We start from the raw sequence: 13320 nt of genomic DNA, 5'->3' as shown, positions 1-13320 counted from the left end.
TAAATAGGTTCTTAAAAATTAAATAGTTTTTAGTAAAAAAAAAGATAAAAAAAGGGGTTCCTATAAAAAACAAATTTAAATTAGGTATGTAAATTAATAGGTGCTTGCTAATGTTTAAATTTTCTAATACGATTAAATATCTTTATATTTAGTCATATCAAATCCGAAATAAAAAAAAATATTAAACTATACTTACAAGACATAACTTTTAAGCATAAAAAATAAGATCTTAAAGAATATTAAAACCAATGATATTTATTTCAATTTTAAAGTAAACAGATCCTAAGTAAAATAACAAAACAGATGCCTTACATTGATCTTCAAACAATTTACTTTAGTTATATTTTGGTAAATATTATTAATCTAATTTTAAGTATTTCCTTATATTTTCAAATAAAAAAAAGGTTTCCAGGTACATTATTAATAGTAGTGGGTATGTTTATGACTACTTTAGGAAATGTGTTGGTATTTTTTAGAAACTCAATACCTAACTGGCTTTCTATTCCCATAGCCAATGTACTCATTGTATCTTCTATGATTGCTTTGCTTATTGGATTTGAGCGTTTTTTAAAAAAGAAAGAAACCAAACTTATAAATTATATCTTAATAAGTGTATTTTTTTTAGTTCACACCTACTTTACATACATCAATCCCAATTTAAAAACTAGGCATATTAATATTACGATTGCTTTTTTACTACTTAGTTTACAAGTTGTTTATTTAATGTTGGTAAGAACTCCTTTAAAAATGCGTAAAATAACTCGTCCATTGGGTTATGTATTTTTAATTATTTTTATTTCTCAAGTTTTTAGACTTATATATCTTACGCAAAATCAACTTGCAATAACAAACACTCCTAAATCAGATTCTATAGAATCTTTATTTGTTTTATTTTGGGAGCTTATCGTTATATTACTTGCATATAGTCTTTCTTTAATGTACAATGAACGATTGATTATTGATGTAAATAATCAAGAAGAAAAATTTTCTAAAGCATTTCATGCAGCTCCTTTTGTTATTTTATTATCTAAACTTAGTACAGGAGAAATTTTTGAAGTCAATAAAAAAATCCAATCTATTTGTGGCTACTTGCCCAATGAATTATTTGGTTTAACCACTGTTGATTTGGGAATGTGGAAACAACCAAATGATAGATTTAAGTTTATAGCTCTCCTAAAAAAAAACAAAAAAATAGTAGAACAAGAATATCAATTCCGTAAAAAATCTGGAGAATTATTTTCAGGATTAATCTCCGCTAAAATTATTAATATAAATGGGGAGCAATGTATTATTTCTGTTATAAACGATATTACTATTAGAAAAAATGCAGAACGAAATCTAAAAAAAAGTGAAGCTTCTTTAAGAGAATTAAACTCTACAAAAGACAAGTTTTTTTCTATTATTGCTCACGATTTAAAAAGCCCATTTAATGGTATTCTAGGTTTTAGTCAACTACTTAGTGAGCAAGTAAAAAATAAGGATTATGAAAGTATTGAGGAATATGCAGAAATTATAAACACATCTTCACATCATTCAGTTAACTTATTATCTAATTTAATGGAATGGTCTATGTCTCAGACAGGTAAAATGGAGTTTTATCCTGAATATGTTGATATTGTACTAATGATAAAATCTACATTGGATTTATTAAAAATATCTTCCAATCAAAAATCAATCAATATACAATTAGACATGCCTACCAATCAAATTTTGTATGTAGACAAAGTAATGATAGAAGTAGTTTTAAGAAATCTTATTTCTAACGCTATAAAATTCACCCCAAACAAAGGAACCATTCATATTTATAGCAAAGAAAACAACGATTGTTATGTGTTTTCTATTATTGATACTGGTATTGGAATTGATGAAAAACATATTGATAAATTATTTAGAATTGATAGCACATACACAACCGAAGGGACTAACAATGAAAGAGGAACTGGTTTAGGCCTTATACTCTGTAAAGATTTTATTGACTATCATAAAGGAAAAATAGGAGTTAAAAGTAAATTAGGTGTAGGGAGTGAATTCTACTTTTCTTTACCCCAAAAACACACTTCAACTTCTTTCTAATTCTAAATTAAAAACAGTCTAAAAAGAGAAACTTATAGCTCCGCTTCTTTACGTATCTTTGCTCACAATATTCTATTAATAACCAACGATAGAATCTATAACCTTTTCCAAAAAACAAACCATGCCTAAAGAGAAAAAGAAACTTGTTAAATATAAAATTCATTCTCGTAATAAAAATAAAGATCGATATGATTTAAAAGCTTTAGAGGCTCTTAACTCCAATTTAACCAATTATATAAAACCCAATTTTGAAGGAGAAGACACTATAGATTTTACCAATCCTATAGCCATAAAAACGCTTAATCAAACATTGTTACAGTATTATTATGGAATCAAAAACTGGAATTTCTCAGATGCTTATATATGCCCATCCATTCCTAACAAAGCTGATTATATTCATCATATAGCAGATCTTTTAATGGAAAGCAATTTTGGTAGTTTTCCTTTAGGTGCTAAAATAACTTGTTATAATATTGGTATGGGGGCTACTTGTATTTATCCCATTATTGGAGTTACAGAATACAATTGGAATTTTATAGCCTCAGAAATTGATGAGGAAGCTATAATAACAGCCCAAACAATTGTTAACACAAACAGTTCTTTAAAAAACAAAATTGATTGTAGAATACAAGTAAACCCTAAAGACTTTTTTTACGGAGTAATTGACAAACAGGAAAAAGTGGATATTGCCATTTGTAATCCTCCGTTATACACTTCTTTAGAAGATGCCAAAACAGCAAGTCACAAAAAAAATGCTCCCTACAATAGTACCGAAATAAAAAATGAAATTATTTATGATGGTGGAGAAACTGCTTTTTTACAAAATTATGTAAAAGAGAGTAAAAAATTCTCAGAAAACTGTTTTTGGTTTTCTGCCTTGGTTAGCAAACAATCCAATCAAAAAGGGATGCTAGGTTTCCTAAAAGAAATAGGAGCTACACAAACAAAAGTGATTCCTATGGGTGTTGGAAATAAATCTAGTCAAATTATAGCTTGGTCTTTTCTATCTAAAAAAGAACAGATAGATTGGAAAAAACTAAGATGGGAAACTAAAAAAAACAACTCCTCTTTATAATAAACGTAGATTTACACTTTTTATAAAAAGAATTTAGTCATACAACTACATGAATATATATCAACAAATTGAATCGGAAATTAAAGCTGCTTCACACATCGTTATTACCTCACATAAATCTGCCGATGGAGACTCTATAGGATCTTCTTTAGGGCTGTTACATTTTATAAAAAAACTAGGAAAAAAAGCCATTATTTGTCATCCGGACAAGGCACCAGATTTTTTATATTGGTTAGATACTTCTAACATTTTATTGATGGAAGAATCTCCAGAAAAAGTTACTGAAGCTTTTAAACAAGCTGATTTAATCTTTTGCTTGGACTACAATGCCACCAACCGTGTAGGGCCAGAAATGCAGAGCTTGTTAGAAGAAAGCACTTCTAAAAAAATAATGATAGATCATCATTTAAACCCCGAAGAATTTCCTTTTATAACAGTGTCTGAAACCGCTGTATGCTCTACTTCTCAACTAATTGTAGAATTGATAGAACAATCTGGACATATTGATTTGTTAGACGAAACAATTGGAACTCCACTATACTTAGGAATTTTAACCGATACAGGAAGTTTTAGGTTTAATTCTGTACAACCCAGAACACATGAAATATTAGCTAAATTATTAGCATCTGGTGTACAACACCACATAATTCACGAAAAATTAAGTGATAATAATACCGAAAGTAGGTTACGCTTACAAGGGTATGCTATGAGTGAAAAATTAGAGATTCTGTACGACTATAACGTGGCAATTATTTCTTTATCAAAAGAAGAACTAGCTACCTATAATTATAAAAAAGGTGATACCGATAGTTTGGCTAATTTGGTATTATCTATTAAAGGAATGAAAGCTGCTATTGTTTTTACAGAAAGAGACGGAATCATGAAAATTTCTTTCCGTTCTAAAGGGGCAGAAAATCCTGTAAATGTATTGGCTACAGAACATTTTAATGGTGGTGGACATGCAAATGCATCGGGAGGAATGAGTGATTTAACCGTTACTGAAACTGTAGAAAAATTAAAAGAATTGATTCCACAATATTTTTCTAACGAACAACAAAACTAGCTTACAGCTACACAAATTTAAACAGACAAAATTATGACACAACAAGAATTTTTAGATGAAAACGTTTTTATAACAGAATCTGGAACCACCATTAACAACGATACGACGACCTTATATTTTTCTGAGGAAGCATTTGCTGAAATCTTAAACAAAGCGGAACATTACGGAGTTTCTATCTATGACATTAAATCTACTTTAAACGGAGAAGCTGGTAAATCGGCAAATCACGAACGCTATAAGAAAAAAGCTACAGATTCAACTTGGTATAGAGGTGTCTTTAAATCCTTTAAAAATGATCAAAAGGGATATTTATATGCTGCCACCTACAAAGTTTCTAAAAAATTACTAAGCAGATAAATTTATTACACAAAGAGTAGTTCTTAAAAACAACTGCTCTTTATATTGTATTTTTATAACATCTTACTCTTTATAAAAAATCAACATATTACTATGTATTTATCTTCCAGTTCTTTTATTTCTCAAACCTTAAAAACCATTGGAGTTTTAATGCTAATTATACTTGTTGGTTTACTAATAGATAGTGAATTTATTGCTCAGCATTATTTTAAAAACGCTCAATGGATTAACAATATAGGTGTTGTTTCACTTTTTATTAGCTTGTACTTAAAGGCTCCATCAAGAACTAAGGAACAACTTATTTATGCTGTTTTAATTGCTATAATTGGTGAGTATCTATTTTCTATTTTATTAGGAATGTATGCATATAGACTAGGTAATATTCCTCACTACATACCTGTGGGGCATGCTATTTTATTTTTATATGTATATAATTTTTGCAAAAAATCAAAAGTTAGAGCCTACAGAAAAAATATTGAAAAAACATTAACCATCGCTATTGTTGCCATCTCATTATATTACTTAATTTTTAAACAAGACGTTTATGGTTTTTTGTTAACACTAATGGTGTTTTATTTCTTAAGAAAATATCCTAAAGAAAAATTGTTTTATTTAACAATGTATAGTGTAATTGTATATACAGAATTAATAGGTACAGCTTTAAACTGCTGGAAATGGCCATCTATTGCTTTTGGTAAATTTGAATTTTTACCAAGTGCAAATCCACCAATAGGAATTAGCTTGTTTTATTTTGGATTGGACAGAGGGACCATGTCTTTTTACAAAAGAAGACATAAAGCCGCCTGGAAAAGATTAAAGAAAATACGACTACTTAGTGTGTAAATATTTAAATTTATAAACAAGAGACTACTGTATATATTAGAACAATTACAACTCCAAACCTACTAACTTAGTAAACTATTTTTTAAAAATTACGGCAAATAGAAAACTGTAATTTTATAGCAATACAACTAGATTAAGGGAACTGTATTTACATCAGTCTATCTGTTTTTATAAGTCCAAAAAACTATGATACTCTATCACTATTGTGTAATTTCACTAAAAATTACACACTCTAAATAATTCCGGTATGTTTAGACATCAAGGCAAAAAAAGAACTCTAAAACACAATCTTCAAATAGCTTCTGTTTTGTCTTTTGTTGCTGGAATTGTAAATGTTACTGGATTTTTATCATTTAAAAAGTTAACGACAAATGTAACAGGTCATTTTGCGTTGTTTATTAATGATGTTGCCGATTTTGAATTTTGGAAAGGAACCATTTATTTTCTCTATATATTTTCTTTCCTTTTTGGATCTTTCTTTTCTAGTTTTTTAATTGAAAAACTTAAACAAAACAAACTACTTAATATTTTTTTATTACCAACTATTCTTGAGGTTTTGGTTCTAATATCTATAGCTATGCTAATTAGTTACACACAAACAACCTATCCTAATGTAATTGTTTGTATGCTCCTTTTTACTATGGGACTACAAAACTCTTTTGTTACAAAAATTTCTAATTCTATTGTAAGAACAACACATTTAACAGGACTTTTTACAGATTTAAGAATTGATCTTTCTCATTTGTTTTTTCCAAATTCATACCCCAAAAGAGACCTTTTAAAAGCAAATATAAAATTGCGTATTTATATTATTTCATTCTTTTTTTCAGGAGGTTTAATAGGTGGCTATTGCTATTCTATATTCAATTGGAAACTATATACCTTAATTTTTGCTGCTCTTATTTTACTTCTTAGTTTATTTTATGATGATTTTAGATATCGATTTTTAATAACAAAAAGAAAGTATACACATAGAAATCTACAAAATGGATAAGGAACAATATATTAATCAACTAAAAAAAGCTTTTAATGGCTATACTCCCCTTTCAGAAAAAACATGGTTACTTATTTTACCCCTATTAAAATATCAATCACTTAAAAAAGGAGAAACACTTATTAAGGCTGGACAAACAGCAAAACATATTCATTTTATTTGCAAAGGCATTTTACGTTCTTTTATTACAGATGATGAAGGAAGTGTGTATAGTAAAAATATATTTTTAGAGAACAATTTTGCGGCCACCAAAGTTTCATTATTACTAAACACTCCTTCTTATTTTTCTATAGAAGCTTTAGAGGATTGTATTTTAATCAACTTTAGTTTTAAAGAATACAAAAAACTAATTGCTAAAAACAACGATTTAAAAGATTTTTACATTGCCTATATAGAACACAATTGGATTGTAGAAAAAGAACAAAGAGAAATTTCTTTGGTAATGGACAACGCAAGTGAGCGTTATTTAAAATTGCTAAAAAAACACCCCAATATAGATCAACGTGTTTCTCAACAACATATCGCTTCTCACTTAGGAATAACACCAACACAATTAAGTAGAATTAGAAAAGCATTAAAAAATAACTAAATCAACATATGTAAATGCAAATACCAATCTATAGGTGCAAATTTGCATTATGAATCAATATATATTATCAATACTCGCATTTGTAGGAGGTATTTTTTTAGCAGCACAAGGTGGCTTAAATGCACAATTAGGTGTTTTGCTTAAAAATCCATTTTTAGCCTCTGTGGTTGCTTTTTTTAGTAGCTGTGTTTTTGCTTTACTATTTGTTTTAATCCGTGTAAAATCATTCCCTAGTAACAATCAGTTACATCAAATTCCATTTTACTTATGGTTTACAGGTGGTTTTTTTAGCGTTATTGGAATTAGTTTGTATTATTACACCATTCCAAAGTTAGGAGTGGCTACCATGATCTCTTTTGGCCTTTGTGGACAATTAATTTTTGCTGTAATAGCAGGACATTTTGGATGGTTAAACTTACCTACAGAACCCATTACTTTAAAACGAACAATAGGAATAATAGCAATGATTAGTGGAATTTTTATCATCAATTGGAAATGAAAGAAAAAACAAATTTTATCACAGAAAACATCAACAATCTAACAACTCTTTGGAAAACCGTTGGAACCCCTTTTAATGCATATTTTAAATCAGCTGATTTTGAATATTGTGAAATTAAAAATTCTGAATGGCCCAACAGGCTTTGGTTTAATCAGCCTACAAATCAAAAAATTATTGATGTCCTTAAAAATAAAGCCGCAACTACTGAGGCTAAAATAACGTTCCCTATTTGGAATTTAAACAACAAAGACCAACAAGCTCTTTTAGAACAAAATGGTTTTAAACTTAAGTTTGAACAAATAGCAATGTGTTTAAAACCAAATGATTTATTTGAGGTAGAAAATACAGTAAAAATTGAATTGGTAACCAACCAAAATCAGGCAACATTGTGGTCTGATATATTTTTACAATCTTTTAAATACACCATAAGTACAGAAACCATAAACAAAACACTTAAAAACGTAGATTACTACTTGGCATACCATAATAATATAGCTGTAGGAACTGCTATTATATTCAACACAAATAACGTAGCTGGTATTCATTCTGTAGGAATTCCTCCAGCAATGAGAAGAAAGGGTTATGCTGCCCAAATTATGAAATTACTGATAAACAAAGCCATTAAAAATCAAGCAGAACTTATTACATTACAAGCCTCTAACATGGGAAAAAACATCTATTTAAATCTAGGATTTAAGGAACAATTTCTCATCAAAAACTATATTCTAGATCAATAACTTAGTTTATTAAAACAAAAAAACCGATGAAATAATTTCATCGGTTTTTAAAATTTATAGAACTCTTTTCTAAGAATCTTCATTTTGAATTGCAATATGAGCAATGGCATCTCCTTGATTTACAATAGGAGAATGGTTTAAACAGATTATATAACCTGATACAGGAGATTTTATCTTTCTTTCAAAAAAACCATAAGGATCCGTAATCAAACCAATTACATCTCCTTTAGCAATAGGTTCTCCGTTATTTACTACAGATCTGTACATTCCAGATGCATTGGCTCTTATCCACTTAGACTCGTTAAATATTACCTGTTCTTCTTCTATAAAAGGATTGTAAGAACTTGGAAATTCTTTTACTCCCAAAGCATTTAAAACATTTAAAATTCCAGTAACTCCAGCATTGGTCACTTGAGTATTTATGTCTAAAGATTTTCCACCTTCGTACAACAATACCTTTTTACCACAAGCTACAGCAGAAGCTCTGTAAGATTTTTCTCTTTGTGAGGAGTATTTTACAAATTTAGCACCAAATATTTTAGCCAAATTAAAAGTCTTAGTATCCTCATCTGAAATTCTTACTTGCGGATAATTAAATCGTGTATCTCCACCTGTATGAAAATCTATACAGTAATCTGCATGGTCTACAATTTCAGTCATAAAAAAATGAGCAAATTTACTAGCCAACGATCCATTTTTAGCTCCCGGAAAACTTCTGTTTAAATCTTTTCCATCAGGAAATTCTCTCGTTTTAATTAAAAACCCAAAAACATTTACTACAGGTACACAAATAATAATTCCTGCATCTGGAATATTGTATTTGTCAGCTACAATTTGCCTAACAATCTCTACTCCGTTTACCTCATCACCATGAATTCCTGCACTTATTAAAACACAAGGGCCATCAATTTTGGCTCTACTTACAATTACAGGTACTTCTATTTTTGTTCTTGTATGTAAACGGGCAATATCCGTTTTAATCTGATACGTTTTACCTGGTAAAATTTTCTCTCCAAGTATGGTTATTTTTTTAGGCATTTTTATAAAATAGTAATAAGACTATTGTTGTTTTTTCTTTTTGATGGGTTTATTGGTAGTTAGTAAATCTGTTTTGTTATTTTCTAACAAATAATTAGCTAAAATTTTATCTACTAATTCTTCTTTGGTCAAATGATGAAAAACATCTTTAACCGCTGCTTTTACATCTTGAGAAACTCCTCTATTAGGTTTGGTTTTAAATATTTTTTTAGCCCATAAAATAGTGTTGTTTTCTTCTATACTAACTGCCGTAGGTTTGGCATACGTATGCAAGTCAATTTCATACTCTTCCCCTAAAAACTTTATTTTCTCAATTTCATCGGCTTGTAAAACAGCTAAAGACATTCCCTTAGCTCCTGCCCTTGCAGTTCTACCACTACGATGAATGTAAGTTTCCATAGCATCTGGCAAATGATAGTGCACCACATAAGAAACATTCTTAATATCTATACCTCTAGCAGCTACATCTGTTGCTACTAATGTATTAATATATCCTTCTCGGAATTGTTCCATAATACGATCACGAATCCCTTGCGTTAAACTACCATGAATAGCTCCTGAAGATATTTTATTAATTGCTAAATTTTTAGCTAATTTATTTACAGCTGCTTTGGTTTTACAGAATATAATTCCTTGCTCACCTTCTTTACTTGCTAAAAAATGTAACAATACATTTAGCTTTTCTATAGGTTCTACCACCACATAATGATGTGCTACATCTTTATGAGCCGTATTTGTAGTTTCTGTACCAATTTGGGTAACGTGTTTAGACAAATAATTTTGCACCAATTGTTTTACAGATCCTGGCAAAGTTGCAGAAAATAATAGTGTACGCTTTTGCTTTGGCATTACGTCAACTATTTTATCTAAACCTTCTTTTAAAGATAAAACCATTTCATCAGCTTCATCTAAAACAAAATATTTTACTTGGCTTACATCTATTTTACCCCTCTGAATCAAATCAATCAAACGCCCCGGAGTAGCCACTACAACATGTGTTGTGTTTTCTAACAATTCTATTTGAGGTTTTACAGGAGTACCCCCACAAATTTCTGCGATAGACAATTCTGAAATATCTGCAGAAAACTCCATTAAGTTACTATGGATTTGTTTTCCTAATTCTCTGGTAGGTGCTAAAACAACTACCTGAATAAATTTACTAGACGTGTCTACCAATTGTAACAATGGTAAACCAAAAGCAGCAGTTTTTCCTGTACCTGTATTCGCTAATCCTACAAAATCATCTGTCTGATTTAAAATAACTGGAATTGCCTGTGTTTGAATTTCTGTAGGTTCCGTTATTCCTAAACTTACTAATGTATTGGTAAGAGTACTAGATAATCCTAAAGCTGAAAATTGTTTTGTCATAAAAAATAATTTGGGCAAAGATAACAAACTATCTTGCTATAACTTCACTTATAAACGAATCATATCATCACTAAAAAATAGTCTTTTGTAACAAAAAACATAGGATATATATCCTCTATATATATATTTATTATTTTACATCACAACATCACTATAATTTTTGTAAATTAATTTTATAAAAATTAGCTACTTACTAAAACAAACTACTTACACAAAAATTTAAATGCTAAATAAAAACTCCCTAATTGAAGATCATAATAGGTTTAAACAATTGATTAAAAATTCTTTTGATTTAGTTGTTTTGTGGGATGAAAAAGGAATTCAGCATTATATTAGCGAATCTTGTGAAAGAATTTTGGGTTTCAAACAAGATGAGTTGATGGATATTTCTATCATAGAAAACATGATTCATCCGGATGATAAAAAATCTGTTATTAAAGGTTTTTTAGACATTATAAAACACAATACCAATGGAGGACAACAATGTAGGCATCGTCATAAAAACGGAAACTGGGTTTATTTAGAAATTTTTGGAACCAACCAACTAAACAATCCTGCTATAAAATCTGTAGTTCTTAATATTCGTGATATTACCGAACGCAAAAAAACAGAAAGCACCTTAAAATCTAATTATTCACTACTTAGAATTGCAGGAGAAACAGCAAAATTTGGAGGATGGAATTACGATATAGCCTCAAAAAAACTTACATGGAGTGATGAAATTGCCATTATGCGAGAAGAACCTATAGGGTATTCTCCAGATCTACATACCGGAATATCCGCTTATACTCCAGAGTTTCGTAATAAAATTGCTAAAGTTTTTAAAAACTGTTTAGAGAACGGTATTTCTTATGATGAAGAAATGAGAATTATTACCGCCAAAGGAAAAAAAATATGGGTAAGAACTATTGGAGAAGCTGTTAGAGATGAACAAGGAACTATTGTTAAAATTCAAGGTTCTTTTCAAGACATCAATCAAAGAAAATTAAAAGACGAAAAATTAAGAAAGAGTGAACAGCAACTTAAAGAATTAAATGCTACCAAAGATAAGTTATTGTCTATTATAGCACACGACTTAAGAAATCCTTTTGCTACTATTATTGGTTATTCTGATTTGTTAGCCAACAACATACATGATTTTAACACCACTGATATTATAAATTTTAACAGTTATATAAATACAACAGCAGTAAACACACTCGCTCTGTTAGATAATTTATTAAATTGGGCAAAATCACAAACGGGTCAAATTACATTTAAACCCGAAAAATTAAACCTATCCTCAATTATAAAAAACTCAATAGATATTTTACACCAAAGTGCAAAGCTTAAAAACATCATTTTGAATTATATACAACCTAAAGATTTTTATGTTTTTACAGACAATTATATGGTCAAAATTATAATAAGAAACCTTGTAACAAATGCTGTGAAATTCACCAAATCTAATGGGACTATTTCTATAAATACAACTCAAGAAAACAACTATGTTAAGGTTACTATTTCTGACAACGGAATTGGAATGAGTAAAAAAACGTTAACTCAATTATTTACTACCCAAACAAATGAAACTACATCGGGAACCGAAAATGAAAAAGGTTTTGGACTAGGACTACTCCTTTGCAAAGAGTTTGTAGAAAAAAATAAAGGTAAAATATGGGTGGAAAGTGAACTAGGTGTAGGAACTACTTTCTACTTTACCTTACCTATAGCAAACTAGTTCTTAAATTTTTCCTTGATACGTATACAAATCAAAGTAACGGCCTTTAGCATTTATTAATTCATCGTGATTACCTCGTTCTGCTATTTGTCCGCCTTCTATTACCAAAATTTAATCTATGAGTTATTTAATAGAACATATGTTTAATATTTATACATTATTCATCTGACATACAAATAAGAATATTCGTTCTAACATAAAAAATAAAATAAATATAATTTTGAGCAACAAACTATAAAAACATAATTTTATGAAAAAAAACTATTTTACTTTATCTACATTGTTTTTCTTATTTGGAGCTAGCGTATTTGCTCAAATAATTACATTGTCAGAAGTTACAACAATTGAATTTTCAGGATTTGACGAAATTGATGAAAACGGAAGAGCCAAACCCACTTCTGGAACTCCCGATGTTAACTTCTCTGCAGAACTTACTGGATTTGCTGCTGAAACGACATTTAATTTATTCTGTCAATTATATAACAGTGAAGACCCACAACAACAAATAGCAGGTGTCACAAAATCAATTACCACAGATATTAATGGAGATGCTTCTACAGGAAATATTGTATTTAGTTATTGGCCTTCTGGTAGAGTTGCTGTAGGAGAAACCATTAAGTTTAGTACTTCTGGAGGTGGTGCTGGTAAAAGTAAGTTTATAGCTTCAACAGCACCTACACTAAGTAATAATAACACAAATAGTTTAAGTGAGTTTGGAATAACACCTAACCCAACTACGGGAATAGTTCAACTTACAGGTGTGGATAAAGACTTAATACAGGGTATTAATATTTACAATACTCTTGGAGAATTAGTTGGTCACTCAACTGATTTAAGTAATTTAAATCCTGGTACATATTTCTTTAAAATCATAACTAAGGACAATACTTCAACTAAAAAAATAATTAAAAAATAATTTTTTTAATTCAAAAATAAAAGAGCCTGTACAGGCTCTTTTATTTTT

At 29.3% G+C, this 13320-nt stretch carries 13 protein-coding genes; 11 read left to right on the top strand and 2 right to left on the bottom strand.

From position 1 onward, the window contains the following. Positions 1–303 precede the first annotated feature (303 nt). The 9 genes from FHR24_RS08415 to FHR24_RS08375 all read left to right on the top strand — a co-directional run bounded on the left by FHR24_RS08415 (position 304) and on the right by FHR24_RS08375 (position 8230). Positions 304–2073 carry a sensor histidine kinase gene (locus FHR24_RS08415; RefSeq protein WP_167186670.1) on the top strand — a complete coding sequence of 590 codons (1770 nt, stop codon included), beginning with the start codon at positions 304–306 and terminating at the stop codon, positions 2071–2073. A gap of 121 nt (positions 2074–2194) precedes the next feature. Then, on the top strand, positions 2195–3148 hold the full coding sequence (rlmF, locus tag FHR24_RS08410; protein WP_167186667.1) for a 23S rRNA (adenine(1618)-N(6))-methyltransferase RlmF: 954 nt from the start codon (positions 2195–2197) through the stop codon (positions 3146–3148). A 49-nt stretch (positions 3149–3197) separates the two neighbouring features. Beyond that, entirely contained in the window at positions 3198–4211 is a 1014-nt protein-coding gene (locus tag FHR24_RS08405) for a DHH family phosphoesterase (protein ID WP_167186664.1), read from the top strand. Positions 4212–4244: 33 nt separating this feature from the next. Then, on the top strand, positions 4245–4568 hold the full coding sequence (locus FHR24_RS08400; RefSeq protein WP_167186660.1) for a hypothetical protein: 324 nt from the start codon (positions 4245–4247) through the stop codon (positions 4566–4568). A 93-nt stretch (positions 4569–4661) separates the two neighbouring features. Then, positions 4662–5411: a hypothetical protein gene (locus FHR24_RS15815; protein ID WP_243846520.1), complete on the top strand. Its 750-nt coding sequence runs from the start codon at positions 4662–4664 to the stop codon at positions 5409–5411. Between the two features lie 247 nt (positions 5412–5658). Next, entirely contained in the window at positions 5659–6405 is a 747-nt protein-coding gene (locus tag FHR24_RS08390; protein ID WP_167186657.1) for a YoaK family protein, read from the top strand. After that, entirely contained in the window at positions 6398–6994 is a 597-nt protein-coding gene (locus FHR24_RS08385; RefSeq protein ID WP_167186654.1) for a Crp/Fnr family transcriptional regulator, read from the top strand. Before FHR24_RS08390 ends, FHR24_RS08385 begins: the two co-directional genes overlap by 8 nt. Before the next feature lie 49 nt (positions 6995–7043). After that, positions 7044–7493, top strand: a complete 450-nt coding sequence (locus FHR24_RS08380; RefSeq protein ID WP_167186651.1) for a DMT family transporter — start codon at positions 7044–7046, stop codon at positions 7491–7493. Next, positions 7490–8230: a GNAT family N-acetyltransferase gene (locus FHR24_RS08375; protein WP_167186648.1), complete on the top strand. Its 741-nt coding sequence runs from the start codon at positions 7490–7492 to the stop codon at positions 8228–8230. The genes FHR24_RS08380 and FHR24_RS08375 overlap by 4 nt, the downstream gene beginning before the upstream one ends. Before the next feature lie 69 nt (positions 8231–8299). On the opposite strand, the gene FHR24_RS08370 is transcribed toward FHR24_RS08375, so the two are convergent. Both FHR24_RS08370 and FHR24_RS08365 read right to left on the bottom strand, forming a co-directional pair. Further along, complete coding sequence (locus FHR24_RS08370; RefSeq protein ID WP_208412305.1) at positions 8300–9268, bottom strand: succinylglutamate desuccinylase/aspartoacylase family protein; 969 nt, start codon at positions 9266–9268, stop codon at positions 8300–8302. 21 nt (positions 9269–9289) lie between these two features. Further along, the gene (locus tag FHR24_RS08365; RefSeq protein WP_167186645.1) at positions 9290–10636 is read right to left on the bottom strand and encodes a DEAD/DEAH box helicase; all 1347 of its coding nucleotides are present in this window, start codon (positions 10634–10636) and stop codon (positions 9290–9292) included. A gap of 223 nt (positions 10637–10859) precedes the next feature. Here FHR24_RS08365 and FHR24_RS08360 point away from each other — a divergent pair, with 223 nt between their 5' ends. After that, positions 10860–12356 (top strand): sensor histidine kinase, encoded by a 1497-nt coding sequence (locus FHR24_RS08360; protein WP_167186642.1) that lies wholly within the window; start codon positions 10860–10862, stop codon positions 12354–12356. Positions 12357–12606: 250 nt separating this feature from the next. After that, entirely contained in the window at positions 12607–13272 is a 666-nt protein-coding gene (locus tag FHR24_RS08355; RefSeq protein ID WP_167186639.1) for a T9SS type A sorting domain-containing protein, read from the top strand. Positions 13273–13320 lie beyond the last annotated feature (48 nt).

Source organism: Wenyingzhuangia heitensis (assembly GCF_011762155.1).
Lineage (GTDB): Bacteria > Bacteroidota > Bacteroidia > Flavobacteriales > Flavobacteriaceae > Wenyingzhuangia > Wenyingzhuangia heitensis.
The sequence above is the reverse complement of the archived record's forward strand: the minus strand, read 5'-3'. Positions and strand labels throughout refer to the sequence as shown.